Source organism: Jiangella asiatica, from assembly GCF_004349065.1.
GTDB classification, from domain to species: domain Bacteria; phylum Actinomycetota; class Actinomycetes; order Jiangellales; family Jiangellaceae; genus Jiangella; species Jiangella asiatica.
Genome location: NZ_SMKZ01000011.1, coordinates 113,421 through 127,936 on the forward strand (window position 1 = coordinate 113,421; position 14,516 = coordinate 127,936).

Genomic DNA, 14,516 nt, shown 5'->3' on the forward strand with positions numbered 1-14,516 from the left:
CGAAGAGTGAGGAGATGGTCAGGTGGTGCTGGTCGATCTGAGCGGGGTGGCCTCGCGGAGCACGCAGGCGACCGCACCCAGGGCGCCAGCCCGGTCGCCGAGCTGACCCGGCACGACGCGGAGCTGGTCGGCGACGATCGGCAACGCGTGGTCCAGCAGCGTGCTCTCCAGCGGCGCCAGGTAGTGCTCGCCCGCCGCCGCGAGGTCGCCCCCGATGACGACGAGCTCGGGGTTGAGCAGGTTGCAGACCCCGGCGAGGACGCGGCCCAAGGTGCCGGCGGCGTCGGCGAGCACCCGCCGGGCGGCCCGGTGACCGTCGTCGACCATCGACAGGATGTGGCCGATCGTCAAGTCTCTTGACATTCCCTGGAGCTGAGCCACCAGCGCCGGAACCGCCGCGTACAGCTCGAGACAGCCCCGGCTGCCGCACGGGCACACCGGGCCGTCGAGGTCCACCGGCATGTGGCCGAGGGCGCCGGTCGCGCCGATGGCGCCACCGAACACCCTTCCGTCGACCACGAGGCCGGCGCTGAGGCCAGAGGAGATCTTCACGTAGATGACGTTGCGGCAGCCCTGCGCGACGCCCCAGGCGATCTCCGCCAGCGCGCCGAGATGAGCGGTGTTGTCCATACTGACGGGCACGTTCAGGCGGCGGCTCAGGTCGCTGGCCGCATGTGCGCCGGCCCAGGGCAGCGACCGGCTCGACGCACCGACCTCGCCCGTGCGCTGGTCAACCGGACCCGGAACCCCGAGGCCGACGCCCACGACCCGCGACCACGGCATGTCTGCCCTGGCCAGCAAAGTTTTAGCAAGGTCGACACCGACGTCGAGACGGTTCTCCCACGGCAGCTCGGCCCCCAGGTCGTGCGACTCCTCCGCCAGGACCTCGTGCCCGAGGTCCGCCACGACACCCACGACGGCGTCGGCGCTGAAGTCCAGCCCGATGACCGCGCCCGCCTTGGGGTTGAGGCTCAGCCCGGTCCGCGGCCTGGATCCCTTGCGCTCGACGTCGTCCACCGCGGCGTACCTGTCGGTGTCGTCGCCGACCTCGACCACGATGCCCTCGTCGAGCAGGTCGGCGACGATGGTGGACACCGTGGTCCGGGAGACGCCGGCCCGGCGGGCGAGCTCGGCGCGGTGCAGCACCCCGTTCTCCTGCAGCAGGCCGAGCAACCGCTCGCGGTTGCTCTCGCGCAGGGATCGCAGCGACCCGTTGCCCGTATCCACCATGGTGCGGAGCATGGTGGACGCCTGGGACACCTGTCAAGAGTGTGAACGAAATATCGCCTGTTGGGTGATGTCCGTGCCCGCAGTATTGCGCCCTTCCTACGCATGCAGCCTCCGGTTCGGTTGTCAGCGCGGGTCGAGGGCGTAGCGGATGCCGGTGAGCCGCTCTGAGCGCTCCCACAGCTGGGTGGCGAGCGCGGCGTCTCGCGACCTTCGGTTCGAACGGACCACGGTCGGGTGGCCGTTGCGCTGCATGAGCCCGTCCGGCCCGATGCAGGAGCCGCCGTCGACACCGGGCGCGGTCGCGGCGTAGAGCAGCGGCAGCGCGCCCATCTCGGGGCTCTGCGCGCGCCCGCCGGCCAGGATCTTCCCCTGCAGGGACGTGTCCCGGCGCTGGCCCTCGGTCGCGGAGACGCCGGGGTGAGCCGCCACCGAGATGGTGCTCCGGCCGGCCGCCTCCAGCCGTCGCTGGAGCTCGTAGGCGAACAGCAGGTTGGCCAGCTTGGACTGCGCGTAGGCGAACCACCGCTGGTAGCGACGGTTTTCCCAGTTCAGGTCGTCGCGCACCCGGCCGAGCACGTGCAGCCCGCTGGACACGGTGACGACGCGATCACGCACACGATCGATCAGCAGGCCGGTCAGCGCGAACGGCCCGAGATGGTTGGTGCCGATGTGCCGCTCGAACCCGTCGGCCGTCACACCCTTCGGCACCGCCATGACTCCCGCGTTGTTCATCAGCACGTCGACGTCGCCGTCGAGGCCGTCGGCGAAGGCACGGACCGACGACAGGTCGGCGAGGTCGAGCCGGCGGGCCTCGGTGTTCCCGCCGATCGTCTCGGCCACGGCCCGAGTCGCGTCCACGTTGCGGCTCGCCATGATCACTCTCGCGCCGGCCCGGGCCAGCACGCGGCTCAGCTGCGCGCCGAGGCCGCTGTTCGCGCCGGTGACGACCACCGTGCGGCCGTTCTGGGCGGGCACGTCGACCGCCGTCCAGTCGATGTGCGTAGCAGGCATCGGAATCCACCTCCGTTGGTACGATACGGTATCGTATCATCGTACCGTACCGTACCGTATCCCGATGCGCTAGAGTGCGGACCATGCCAGATGCTCCACTGCGGATGGGCCGGTCTCGGGAGAGCGAGTTGCTCGACGCCGTCGTCGAGGTGCTCCGGGAGACCGGCTACGACCGCCTCACCGTCGACGCCGTCGTCGCCAAGGCCCGCGCGAGCAAGACGACTGTCTACCGGCGCTGGCCGACCAAGTCCGAGCTCGTCATCGCCGCCGTGTCGCACGCGACGAACGACCTACCGGTCAACGCCGACACCGGCTCGCTCCGCGACGACCTGCTGATCGTGCTGGAAGGGCTCCGGCTCGAGCTCGAGGGCTTCGGCGACCTCATCCCCGGCCTGGTCTCGGGTGCACGTCGCGATCCAGAGCTGGCGCGCGCGTTCCGCGAGAACCTCGTCGCACCCGGCCGCGACGGGGTGCTCGACATCCTGTCCCGCGCCAAGGCCCGCGGCGAGCTGCCCGCGGACGCGGACATCGACATGCTCTGGCGGCTGCCGCCGGCCATGATGTTCCTGCGGTTGCTGATCACCGGCGAACCGCTGGAGCGTGACTACGTTCGCCACCTCGTCGACGACGTCGTCCTGCCGCTCGCCCACGCCTCGCGGAGGTCCCCGGACCCGGCGTGACCGGCCGCTGGATCGGGCCGGCTGCGCGGCCGCGGGCGCATGAGGTCATCGCGGGATGAGGCGGACCACCGGGTACGTCCGGTCGGACTTGCTCTGGTACTTCGCGATCCGAGGCTGGGCGGTCGCGATGATCTCCCAGGCGCGGTCCCGTTCGGCACCCTCGAGAGGATGTGGCGTCACCGGAACGGGAGCTTCGCCGGGCAGCTCGATCGACACCTGGTCGGGGTGTGCCAGCAGGTTGGCGTGCCAGTCGGGGTGCTGGCTCCCGCCGCCCGACCCGACGATCAGCCGAGCGCCGTCGTCGCCGTCGGCGAACCACGCCAGCGGATTCGCCCGCGGCCGCCCGCTCTGGCGACCGACCGTGTTCAGGATCAGCAGGTCCATGCCCATGAGGTGGCCGCGGCCACCGCGGATCTTGCGGTTCGTCCGGGCGTTCGCCTTGTGCTGCATCCACCGCGAGAACGCGCCGGGCGTCCCGGGCTTGCGGTCCTGCTTGTTCTGCGTCATGTGCGCCTCCAGTCGATCAACGTGATCTCCACTGGCGGCTACGCTAGGTGCGGCCCGGAACCGGGCGCTTCTCGATTCCTGACCGGTCTGGCCGCGGCACCGTGAGAACGCGAGCCTCGGGCTCAGGCGCGGGTGTCGAGGAGTACGACGGTGCTGCGTCCGCTGCGCTGGCGCATACGGCGGGCCGAGGTGTAGTCGGCGGACTCGTACCAGCGCCTGGCGGCATCGACCGTGTCGAACTCGATGACCACGGCCGCCTCGGGCGGCACGTCGCCTTCCAACACGTCGATGCCGCGACCCGCACCGATGAGCCTGCCGCCATGGTGGTCGACGATCGCCTCGACAGCACGGAGGTATTCAGCGAAGGCGAACGGCTCGGTGACCTCTGTGGTTCCGATGATGATCCCGGTCATGGTCGCTTCCCTCCTGGCTGCCGATCATTGGTTTTCGCGTCCGGGTCAGGGGTGCTGGTCGGTGTCGCGCAGGTAGGTCAGCACCGCCATGATGCGCCGATCGACATGGGGTTGCTGATCGAGACCGAGCTTGACGAAGATCGCCGTGACGTACTTCTCGACCGACGACAACGACAGGTGCAGCGTCTCGGCGATGCCGTGGTTGTTGCGCCCTTCGGCCATCTGGCGCAGAATCTGCAGCTCGCGGTCGCCCAGCTGGGCCACGGGTGACTGGTCGGCGCGCCGACGGCGCTCGACCAGCCCTTCGACGACGAGAGCGTCGATGACCGAGCGCCCGGCCATGACCTCCCGCAGAGCGAACGTGATGTGGTCGACGTTGGAGACTCGGCTCTTGAGCAGGTACGCCAGGCCGGCGCTGCCGTGTCGGAGGAGCTCCATGGCGTAGGCGCTGTCGGAGTGCTGCGACAACACGACGACCCCCGTCTCGGGGTGGCTCGATCTGATCGCGTGGGCGGCCTCGATGCCTTCCATCCGGTGGTCCGGGGGCATCCGGATGTCGGTGATCACAGCGTCGGGCCGGAGCCGACGGACCGAGTCCAGCAGCTCGACGGCGGTGCCGACCGATGCCACGACGTCGATGTCGGCGCCGTCCTCGAGCAGCCTGCGCGTGCCTTCCCGGACCAGGTAGTGGTCCTCGGCGATGATCACGCGCACGGCTTGCGTCATCTCGGGCTCTCCGCCGCGGATGCCGGCAGCTCCGCTTCGACACAGGTTCCCCCGCCGGCGGGGCTGGTCACGGTGAGCCGCCCGCCCAGTGCTTCGAGCCGGTCGGCCATGTTCGCCAGGCCCGATCCGCGGCGTGGCCCGTCGTGGATGCCGCGGCCGTCGTCGGAGACGCTCAGCCGCAGGTGTCCGTCGTGACAGCTCAAGTGCACGACGGCGCGATGGGCGTGGCCGTGCTTGAGCACGTTGGTCAGCGCCTCAGAGGCGACGAAGTACGCAGCGCCCTCGATCTGGTCGGAGAACCTGGTCTCGCGCATCGCCGGCGTCGTCACCAGTGTCACCGCGATCGGCAACCGCTCGGCTCGGCTCTGGATCGCCTCGGCCAGGCCACGGTCGCTGAGCACCGGCGGGTGGATGCCCCTGGCCAGCTCGATCAGATCGTCGTGCAGGGTCGCTGCTTCTGCCTGCAGCTCCGTCAGGATGGCTTCGGCCCGCGCCGGGTCGCGAACCAGGTTGTTCCGGGCCAGCTGCACTTTCGCCATCAGCGCCACGATCTGCTGTTGCGCGCCGTCGTGCAGGTCCCGCTCGATCCGCCGGCGTTCCTCCTCGGTGGCGTGGACGATCCGCGCCCGCGAAGCCTTCAGCTCGTCGGCCTGGCGGCGGATGTCGTCCAGGCGGGCGCGCAGCTCGGCACCCAGCCTGGCGTTGTGCAGAGCCAGCGAGGCCTGTCGCGCGAGTGTGGCGAGCACCTGGAGGTCGTCAGGAGTCCACGCACCGTCCCGCCTGGGCCCGCACTCGATCGTCCCGACGGTCTCACCGCCGTGCGTGAGTGCGACCGCCTGCGAGGCCGCTCCGGCGCCCTCCCCCGACGTCGTGACCATCTCCCGGTCGACCGAGCCGTCGACCCGGACGTGCAGCACCACCCGTGCCCACGACAGCCGTAGCCCCGAACGGACGGCGTCGGCGATGATCAACGGCAGCTGCTGGCGGTCGACAGCCTCCTCGAGCGTCGCTCCGAGGTGGCCGAGCAGCTCGTAGCCACGCAACCGGCGGCCGAAGACCGCGCGGTCGGCCAGCCGTTCCAGCAGTCTGCGGGCCGGCTGGAAGGCCACCGTCGCCACGACGGTGAGGACGACCACCAGCGTCAACGGCAGCAGCCGGCTGCCGGCCAACCCGACGCCCGACGCCGCCCCGACGTACGCCAGGCCGATGGCCAGCCACAACGAGCCGTACACCAGCGATCGCCGCAGCACGACGTCGACGTCGAGCAGTTGATCGCGCAGGATCGCCAGCACGAGCGTGATCGGTACCAGCGCCAGCACCGCGTACTCGGCGGCGAACCCGGCGGCGTCCAGCCACGGCGACCGAGCATCGGCCAGGTCCACGATGGCCGCCGCCGCGGCGACGAACGCCGCCGCGACCAGAACCACGAGCAGCCAGCGGATCTGCCCGCGAGCACGCGGCCCGGACCACCAGTAGCGGAGCACCAGCAGGACGAACGCGACCGGGAGCAGCACGAAGCCCGACGACAGTTCCGCCGCTGGCTCGACAGAAGCCAACGCGGACACCGCGAGCGGGTTGGCGACGTCGATCGCGTCGTACTCCACGTCAACCGGCATCGTCGAGGCGGCTGCCGCCTGTCCGACGACGGCGAGCGGCACCGTCGCCACCACGATCGCGACGAACACCCGCTCGTGACGCCAGCGGCAGCGCCCGTCCGGGAAGAGCGCGAACATCGTGGCGGCCGACGCCTGCGCGGACACACCGAGAGCGCCGGCGAGCAACGCCAACGGCCACACTCCGTCGGGCGCGCCCCCGCCACGCAGGTACGCGTACACGACGTGGCTCAGACCGGAATGAGCCGCCCACAGTCCGCCGACGAGCACCATCAGCCGAGCGATCGACAGGTCGCGGCGGCGCCGGTACGCCAGCACGCCGACGGCATACAGCGGCGCCAGCAGCGCGAGGAACCAGGCGATGTTGCGCCACCGGAACGGCTCCAGCGCGACGACGCAGACGCAGTAGGCCACCAGGCCCGCCGCGCCCAGCACGACGGCGGCCCGGCACACCCACCGCGGGACCAGCACAGACACATCATGGCCGCCGAACCGCCGGCGCGACAGCCACCGGATCGCAGTGTCCGTTCCGGTCTACCGCAACCAGCGGTGCTGGCGGTCGCGGGCCGGTTTGCGGCACGCACGGTGTCGGCGGCCCGGCTGCCGCGCCTACCGTCGCCAGCCATCAGCTCGGACAACAGCGGAGGCAGCCATGCGCATGGACACACGCTGGGCACGCCTGGCAGCAGCCTGCGGCGCGCTCTACCCGATCGCACTAGTCGTCGGCGACGACGTCATCGCGCGCGGCGACGAAGCCGCACCCGATGCCGGAACGCCCGACGAGATCCTCGCGGCGATGATCGACAAGGACGTCACCAGCTTCTACCTCGGCAGGTCCCTCGGCGTCGCCGCCTGGATGCTCCTGTTCGTCTTCGCCGCGCACCTCGCGGTCACGCTGCGCCGCCGCCGCGGGAACGACGACGTGCTCCCGGCGCTGGTCCTCGGGTCCGGCGCGATCGTCACCGCGCTCGCCCTCGCCAGCGCGGTCTTCCAGATCCGGACCGTCCGCCGCGCCGGCGACGGGCTCGACCCGACCACCGCGGTCACCTTCCTCGACATGGGCTTCGGGTTCGGCCTGGTCGCCCTGCCCTTGGCCGTCCTGCTCGGTGCCGTCGCCGTCGAAGCCACCGCAGGCGCGATCATGGCACGCTCGCTCGGCTGGGCCGCCGCCGTTCTCGCCATAGCGCAGCTCGCCGGCTTCGTGCTTCTCATGCTCGACAACGCCGCGGGCTTCCTCGCCATGATGGCCACCTGGGCATGGTTCATCGCCGCCGGCATCAGCACCTGGCGCCGCGCCGCATACCTCGCGCCGTCGGACCCCCGCCGCAGCGCCGGTGTGCCAGGGGTCGTCGGTGAGGTGTGAGCTCTGCTCCTTCGGCGGTCAGCGCCCCTCCAGGCTCCGGCCGCCAAGGGATGGCGGCGGGTCGCCGTCACCGTCGGCGTCGGAGTCGGCCGGGTCGGAGCGCAGCGCGGTGGCCTGGCTGGTGCCGTGCATCGACCCCAGGGTGGCCGCGACGAAGGCGGCGCGGGGGTGCTGGACGGAGAGCAGCGAGACGATGTCGCGCCCGAAGAGGGTGGCAGCCGCCCAGATCAGGAGCACGCGGATCTTGCGTTCCCACGTCGGGATCGCCAGCACGTGGTAGCCCCGGTGGATGACCCAGGCGGCGAAGCCCTTGATGACCAGCCGACGGTACTGGAAGATCCCCTTGCCGAGCCCGAGGGTGGCGATCGTGCCCAGGCTGTGGTGTACGTAGGGGCGGGTCCGCTTGCCGCGCAGGTCGGCGACGACGTTGGCGGCGAGCCGCTTGCCCTGGCGCACGGCGTGCTGCGCGTTGGGGACGGTCCGCGCGCCAGCGACATCCGCGGCCAGGTCGGGGACGGCGGCGTTGTCGCCGGCGGCCCAGGCGTCCGGGATCGCGGCGTCGTCGGTGCCGATACGCAGGTCCGCACGCACCTGGAACAGGCCGTCCTCGTCCACGGGCAGGTCGGTGTGGCGGGCGACGACCGGGTTGCTCTGGTTGCCGGCGGTCCAGATCAGCAGGTGGTTGTCGTACTCCTCGCCGGTCGACAGCACGATGTGCCCGCCCTCGGCCGACACCAGCTGGGTTTTCAGGTGCACGTGGGCGCCCCGCTCCTCGAGATGGCGCACTACCCAGCGCCCCGGCCGGTCGGTGACCTCGGGCAGGATCCGGTCCCGCGCCTCGACCAGGTGGAAGTCCAGTTCGTCCGCGCTGAGCTCCGGGTACGACCGCAGCAGGGCGGTGGCCAGCGACAGCAGCTCGCCGAAGCCCTCGACGCCGGTGAAGCCGCCGCCCACGACGGTCACCGTGAGCAGCCGCCGTCGCTGCGGGCCGGGCGGAAGCGCCGACGCCCGCTCGAACGCGGTCAGCAGCCGGTCCCGGATCGCGACCGCCTCCTCGACGTGCTTGAGCCCTATCGCCTCGTCGGCCACGCCGGGGATCGGAAAGGTCCGGGTGACCGCGCCGGCGGTGACGACGATCGTGTCGTACCCGATGGTGAGGTCCGGCCCGTCGGCGGGACGCACGGTCACGCTCCGGTGCGCATGGTCGATGTCGATCACACTGCCGGCGATCAACGTCGTCCGCCGCAGGTGGCGGCGGAGGGAGACGGCGACGTGGCGGGCCTCGACCGACCCGGCGGTCACCTCGGGGAGGAACGGCTGATAGGTCATGTACGGCCGTGGATCGACGACGGTGACCTCCGCCTCGTGACGCCGAAGCCGCTTCTCCAGCCGCCAGGCGGTGTAGAACCCCGCATAACCACCACCCACGATCAGAATCCTGCGCATGCCGCCTCCTCCTGCACTCACCAACACGACCGACACCGCACCGGTTCGTGACAGCATCAAGCATGCGTGGCCGCCGTGACAGTCCGGCATGCGGGCGTCGAGGACGTTCCCGAAAGGCACCACCATGAAGATCGTCGTGATCGGCGGCACCGGGCGGGCGGGATGCTGGTCGCGGACAACGCCGGCACACCGCTGGCCGTCGTCGGCCTCCACGTGAGAGAGCGCGGCGTCGAACGGCTATTCGTCATCGTCAACCCGGACAGGTTGCGACAGTTCGAGCCTGTGGTCCGCGTGCTGGTGGCGGGCGGGACCAGCCGCGTTCTGCTTGACGCAACCCCCCGGCGGCCGGGGCCGTCTGAAACCCAGTCTCCCGCTCTTACCTCGCGGCTCGACCAGCACACGCGGACCCATGGAGACCCGAGGCCTCCCGTCTCCAGTCAAAACCGGATCGGCCGTTTCGTACCCACGATCGCGGCGAGGATTCGTGTCACGCCGTCGGCACGTTTGGCCACCACGAGGACTTCGTGTGCATCACCAGGCCCACAAGCATGGTGCGACACGGGATTTCGTGCTGAACGTGATCATTTCGGGTCCCGGGCGGCTGGGGCGGCGATGCCAGGAGACTCGGCCGCGAAGCCCAGTTCGTCACGACGGCGCCGGAACGAGGTCATCGTCGCGGCGTAGTCCGAATCCGTGGCGAGGTTGCGCAGCTCCGCGGGGTCGATGTCGAGGTCGAACAGGACCTCGGGACCTTCGTCGCCGTAGAACTGGTACTTGAGCGCACCCCGCTTGATCATGAGCCGGGAGCCGTCGAACTGCGAGACCGACTCGTCGTCCCACTGTGCCGAGTCGCCCGTCATGAGCGGGACCAGGCTCCTGCTGTCCAGGCCGTCGGGAGTCGGCACGCCGGTGAGCTCGCAGAGGGTGGCGAACAGGTCGCAGAGGTTGACGTTGTCCGTGACGGTCCGCGCGGCGAACCGCCGCGGCCAGCGGATCAGCAGCGGGACGCGGACGCTGCCCTCGAAGAAGCGTTGCTTCTCCCACACGCCGTGCTGGCCGAGCATCTCGCCGTGGTCGCTGGTGAAGACGATGACCCAGTCGTCGAGGTCCTGGCCGGCGTGCCTCAGCGCGTCGAGTACCCGGCCGAACAGCCGGTCGGCCGTCTCCACCATCGCGTAGTAGGCCGCCACCGCGCGCCGCTGCTCTCGCCGCGAGACCTCGACCCCGGAGCGGACCACGTGCCGGTCCCCGCCGAGCACCGGGTGGTCGAACAGCTGCTGCTCCTCGTACAGCGGCACCCGGTTCAGGTAGTACTCGAAGAGGTCCTGATGTGGCGTGAGGTACGGATAGTGCGGCTGGTGCAGGCTCACCTTGAGCAGGAGGGGAACCTCGGGAATCGCTCGGTCGTAGTAGGTGTCGACGAAGTGCTCGTGGATGTACTGCAGGGCGCCGGCCACGGTGTACTCGTCGCGGGCCACGTACGGCGACCGCCCGATGCCGGCCCGCTTGACCTCGGTGAGCTGGGACCACTTGTGCGTGGCCGGCGTCGGCAGGCCGCAATACGACTGCTCGTCGAGGCCGGCGATGTGCGGCGGCGAGACACCGCTCTCCATCCCGATCAGATGTGTCCACCCCTGGGCCTGGTCGGCCCCCAGGTGATGGAGCTTGCCGGCGGCGACCGTGCGGTAGCCGAACCGCGCGAGCTGCCGCGCGAAGGTGAGGTGTCCCGGCGCCAGGTCCTCCCCGAACCGCTCGACACCGCAGTGACGCGGGAACTGCCCGGCCATCATGGCCTGGCGACCGGGAATGCAGATCGGCGCCGGGGTGTAGGCGTTGTCGAACACAACCGAGTCGCGGGCGAGATCGTCCAGCACCGGCGTCCGGACCAGCTCGTCACCGGCGAAGCCGGCCACATCGAAGCGGTGCTCGTCGCTCATCAGGAACAGGACGTTGGGCCGGCGCGGTGTCGTCATGCCGTGACCGCCTGTGGGAGGACGACCTCGGCCGCCAGCGCCTGGCGGATCGCGTCAAGCGTCGGCGACCGGGTCCAGGACGCCTCCCAGCTCCCGGGGTTCGCCGAGCCGAGCACCGCGCACACCAGCCAGTGCTCGCCCGGTCCGTGGCTCCCGCGCAGCGTCGGCAGCGCGGCGCGTGGGTGGAGGAGATTGGTGTTGGGGCCGGTCAGGACGACCTCGCCGTCCCTGGCCGACAGCAGGTCCCGCAGCCCGCTGACTCCGGTCGCGCACGACGCGACGGCCGCGTCGGGGCCGCTCAGCAGCTCGGCCGGCTCGTCGTCGTCGCGGCCGACGGCCCATCCGCCCTCGGCGCTCCACAGCGTTCGGGCGGTTCTCAGCCGGTGGACCCGCACGTGCCACGGGAGCCACGGCACCAGCCAGGTGTCGACGTCGACGTCGGACCACGGCCGCCACCGCGCCCACACGACATCGTCGTGGACCCGCGTCTCGTCCGGATCGACGCGGACCCGCCAGTGGAGGTCGTCGTCGCTGAGGGCGAGCATCGAGTCCGCGGCCCGGTGCTCCAGGCCACGCTCGCTCGCCGGCACGCTGAAGCCGAAGGCAGTCGAGTAGGCGAACTTGGCGTACTTCTCGCCGCCGTGCCGGAACCTCGACCCTGGCTGGCCGGCCGCCAGCGTGAAGACGTGGCCCCCCGACCGGTCGCGGCAGTGGACCATGCCGGGAGCGGGCTGGCTCGCCACGTCGTCCAGGTCCGGCATCGGCGCCTCGTCGGCCTGCCAGAACGGGTGGCTCTCCGGCAAGGCGAGCGGCAGGAACGCCTTCATCGCCCAGTACGGGGAGCCCGGCGAGTTGTACCCGTCGGCCATCATCAGGTTCGGATAGCCGTACCCGATCGTCAGCACGTCGCCGTTGTCGGTGATCGGGCGCCGCGCCCACCAGCGCATGCCGCGCAGCAGCACGCCCTTGACCACCCCCCACGGCAGCTCCTCGACTCCCCCGTAGGCGAGGGCGCCCCAGAACCCCAGCTGGGCGAATCGGTAGGCCAGGCTGCGGCCGTACGGCACGGCGGCGCCGTCGTCGGCGAACCAGTGCAGGTGCTCGTGCGCGAACTCGGCCGCCCGCTGCCTGAACCTCAGCGCACGTCCCGGATCGCGATGGCCGGCCTGTTCGGCGTACACCAGGCCGTAGAAATGCATCGCCCAAGGAACGTAGTAGTCGCACCTGCCCGTCGGCCCGTCCTGGTACCAGCCGTCGTACAGGTAGAACGTCTCGAGCCGGTCGAGCGCGGCGGACTCCGCTCCCTCGTCGTACTCCGCCGCGCCGACCCTCTCCAGGCCGAGGTTGACGATGACCCGGAAGAACAGCCAGTTGTTGTCGACGACGTCCACGCGGTTGATCGACGAGAGCCATCGCGCGACGTTGTCCTTGACCGGCGCCGGCAACGGAGCCCAGAGCTGGTCCGGCACGAGCGCCAGCGCGAAGCCGATCGCGGCCATCTCCACCAGGCGCTGGTCGCGGTCGGCGGGCGGCCGCCAGAACTCGGGATGGCCTGGATCGGTACCGGAGGCCAGCCCGGCACGGATCGGCGCCCAATCCACCTCGCCGCCGCCGGCGGCCAGCGGCGCGAGTCCCCAGAGCGGCCGGGCGAAGCCCTCCAGTTCGGCCGCCACGTTCGAGAACTGAGCCGCGGTGTACCCCAGCCGCGCTCTCGCACCGCCAGGGCTGAGCCGGCGGGCCACCGGCACCCACAGGTCATGGACCGCCCGCTGAAGATCGGCTCTGGAGTCGAACGGGTTCTCGTTGAGTGGTGTCCTCACCAGCGACTCAGACGTCACACACCCACCTGCTCGTCGTCGGACTCCCACGCGATCAGCGCGTCGATGGCCCTTCTCCGCTCCTCGTCGGTGAAGCGCGGCGCGGTCGTGCTCGCCGTTGGCGACGGGCCGTCATAGGTCTGGCGCAGCCCGCGCACACCGTCCTCGATCACGAACGACGCCCGCCGGAACACCTCGGCGCCCGGTGCGAGCACGTCGCGGACGCAGTGGTAGTCGGCCTGCAACCCGTCGCGGGTGACGGTGTTCAGGAGGTAGCCGCGCAGGTTGGTGTAGAAGCGCAGGTGCGGGTTGAACTCGAAGGCGGGGTGGACGCCGGGAACCCAGTCCTCACCTGTGCCGCCGGACGTGATCGAGGTGGTGATGAGCTCCGAGCCGACGACCGGTGCGTCGGGTGAGTCGTAGTCGAGCTTCAGGTCACAAGCCCAGTGGGCGTGGACGTCACCGGACAGCACGACCGGGTTGCGGACGCCGGCGTCCACCCAGCCTCGCGTCACCCGCTGCTGCGATCCGACATAGCCGTCCCAGGCGTCCATCTTCAGCATGAGCTCACCGCTCCGGTCGATCAGCCGCCGGACGAACGCGCCCTGCTGGGTGATGAAGTCCCAGCGGGCGCGCGACCGACGCAACCCGTCGACCAGCCAGTCCTCCTGCTCGAACCCGAGGATGGAGCGGTTCGGGTCGAACGCCTCGGGACAGGTGGAGAACTCGGCGCCACAGGCGTACGGGTCCCGGTACTGGCGGGTGTCGAGGATGTGGAAGCTGGCCAGGCGGCCCCAGTCGACCCGGCGGTAGAGCTGGATGTCGATACCGTCGGGCTCGGAGAACCTGCGCAGCGGCATGAACTCGTAGTACGCCTGGAATGCCGCCGCCCGCCGGCGCAGGAACTCCTCGACCGGCTGGTCGCCGCTCGGCGTCTCGTCGGCCCAGTTGTTGTCGACCTCGTGGTCGTCGAACACGACGAGCCACGGCGCCCGGGCGTGCGCGGCCTGCAGGCTGGGGTCCGAGCGGTACTGCCCGTGCCGGACCCGGTAGTCCGCCAGCGAGACGATCTCCCGGGGCGGCAGATGAGCACGGCCGATGGAGCCCTGGCCCGGGCCCTCGTAGATGTAGTCGCCGACGAAGACGACCAGGTCGACGTCCTGTGCCGCCAGGTGCTCGTACGCCGTGTAGTGGCCGGCGGCGTAGTTCTGGCAACAGGCCAGGGCGAACGTGAGTGCGTCGTAGTCGGAGTGCTCCCGGGGAGCCGTCCGGGTCCGGCCCACCGGGCTGACCTCGGGTCCGGCGCGGAAACGGTAGTAGTACTCACGGGCCGGGTCGAGCCCCGTCACCTCGGCGTGGACCGAGTGCCCCAGCTCCGGGGTGGCCCGCTCGATCCCGGTGGCCACGACCTGCCGGAACGCGGTGTCGGTCGCCACCTGCCAGCGGACCGGCACGACCCGGCTGGGCATGCCGCCGAGGCCGTCGGGTGCGAGCGGGTCCGGTGCCAGCTTGGTCCAGAGGACGACGCCGTCGGAGCGCGGCTCACCGGACGCCACGCCCAGGGTGAACGGATCGCCGGGGAAGCTCGGCGACGCCCATTCGGCGTGGGCGGAGTTCCCGGCGGCCGCCCAGGCCAGCCAGGCACCGGTGGCGCCCGCCGCGCCCAGCAGATGACGACGGGTGATGCGTTCGGCCATGTGCGCTTCCTCCTCTGTCGGGTCGCCCGGCGCAGGACGC

12 protein-coding genes are annotated in these 14,516 nt (G+C 70.9%); 2 read left to right on the top strand and 10 right to left on the bottom strand.

The window, feature by feature from the left end; translation table 11 throughout:
- Positions 1 to 18: 18 nt before the first annotated feature.
- Both E1269_RS10100 and E1269_RS10105 read right to left on the bottom strand, forming a co-directional pair.
- Positions 19 to 1,260 carry an ROK family transcriptional regulator gene (locus E1269_RS10100; protein ID WP_131893964.1) on the bottom strand — a complete coding sequence of 414 codons (1,242 nt, stop codon included), beginning with the start codon at positions 1,258 to 1,260 and terminating at the stop codon, positions 19 to 21.
- A 93-nt stretch (positions 1,261 to 1,353) separates the two neighbouring features.
- On the bottom strand, positions 1,354 to 2,241 hold the full coding sequence (locus tag E1269_RS10105; RefSeq protein ID WP_131893966.1) for an oxidoreductase: 888 nt from the start codon (positions 2,239 to 2,241) through the stop codon (positions 1,354 to 1,356).
- An 83-nt stretch (positions 2,242 to 2,324) separates the two neighbouring features.
- Between E1269_RS10105 and E1269_RS10110 the strand changes: the two genes are divergently transcribed.
- Positions 2,325 to 2,921 (top strand): TetR/AcrR family transcriptional regulator, encoded by a 597-nt coding sequence (locus E1269_RS10110; RefSeq protein WP_131893968.1) that lies wholly within the window; start codon positions 2,325 to 2,327, stop codon positions 2,919 to 2,921.
- 45 nt (positions 2,922 to 2,966) lie between these two features.
- Here the strand turns inward: E1269_RS10110 and E1269_RS10115 are convergent, their stop codons facing one another.
- The 4 genes from E1269_RS10115 to E1269_RS10130 form a co-directional block, all read right to left on the bottom strand.
- Positions 2,967 to 3,428 (bottom strand): nitroreductase family deazaflavin-dependent oxidoreductase, encoded by a 462-nt coding sequence (locus E1269_RS10115; RefSeq protein WP_131893970.1) that lies wholly within the window; start codon positions 3,426 to 3,428, stop codon positions 2,967 to 2,969.
- Positions 3,429 to 3,550: 122 nt separating this feature from the next.
- On the bottom strand, positions 3,551 to 3,841 hold the full coding sequence (locus E1269_RS10120) for a DUF1330 domain-containing protein (protein WP_131893972.1): 291 nt from the start codon (positions 3,839 to 3,841) through the stop codon (positions 3,551 to 3,553).
- A 45-nt stretch (positions 3,842 to 3,886) separates the two neighbouring features.
- The gene (locus E1269_RS10125) at positions 3,887 to 4,567 is read right to left on the bottom strand and encodes a response regulator transcription factor (protein WP_203433300.1); all 681 of its coding nucleotides are present in this window, start codon (positions 4,565 to 4,567) and stop codon (positions 3,887 to 3,889) included.
- Positions 4,564 to 6,651, bottom strand: a complete 2,088-nt coding sequence (locus tag E1269_RS10130; RefSeq protein WP_131893974.1) for a GAF domain-containing sensor histidine kinase — start codon at positions 6,649 to 6,651, stop codon at positions 4,564 to 4,566. The genes E1269_RS10125 and E1269_RS10130 overlap by 4 nt, the downstream gene beginning before the upstream one ends.
- A gap of 181 nt (positions 6,652 to 6,832) precedes the next feature.
- Here E1269_RS10130 and E1269_RS10135 point away from each other — a divergent pair, with 181 nt between their 5' ends.
- Positions 6,833 to 7,543 carry a hypothetical protein gene (locus tag E1269_RS10135; protein WP_131893976.1) on the top strand — a complete coding sequence of 237 codons (711 nt, stop codon included), beginning with the start codon at positions 6,833 to 6,835 and terminating at the stop codon, positions 7,541 to 7,543.
- An 18-nt stretch (positions 7,544 to 7,561) separates the two neighbouring features.
- On the opposite strand, the gene E1269_RS10140 is transcribed toward E1269_RS10135, so the two are convergent.
- From E1269_RS10140 to E1269_RS10155, 4 genes are all read right to left on the bottom strand, one after another.
- Positions 7,562 to 8,989 carry an NAD(P)/FAD-dependent oxidoreductase gene (locus tag E1269_RS10140; RefSeq protein WP_131893978.1) on the bottom strand — a complete coding sequence of 476 codons (1,428 nt, stop codon included), beginning with the start codon at positions 8,987 to 8,989 and terminating at the stop codon, positions 7,562 to 7,564.
- A 581-nt stretch (positions 8,990 to 9,570) separates the two neighbouring features.
- Positions 9,571 to 10,962 carry a sulfatase-like hydrolase/transferase gene (locus E1269_RS10145; RefSeq protein WP_131893980.1) on the bottom strand — a complete coding sequence of 464 codons (1,392 nt, stop codon included), beginning with the start codon at positions 10,960 to 10,962 and terminating at the stop codon, positions 9,571 to 9,573.
- On the bottom strand, positions 10,959 to 12,800 hold the full coding sequence (locus tag E1269_RS10150) for a DUF2264 domain-containing protein (protein WP_203433303.1): 1,842 nt from the start codon (positions 12,798 to 12,800) through the stop codon (positions 10,959 to 10,961). The genes E1269_RS10145 and E1269_RS10150 overlap by 4 nt, the downstream gene beginning before the upstream one ends.
- The gene (locus tag E1269_RS10155) at positions 12,797 to 14,476 is read right to left on the bottom strand and encodes an alkaline phosphatase D family protein (RefSeq protein ID WP_131893982.1); all 1,680 of its coding nucleotides are present in this window, start codon (positions 14,474 to 14,476) and stop codon (positions 12,797 to 12,799) included. The genes E1269_RS10150 and E1269_RS10155 overlap by 4 nt, the downstream gene beginning before the upstream one ends.
- Between the last annotated feature and the right edge of the window lie 40 nt (positions 14,477 to 14,516).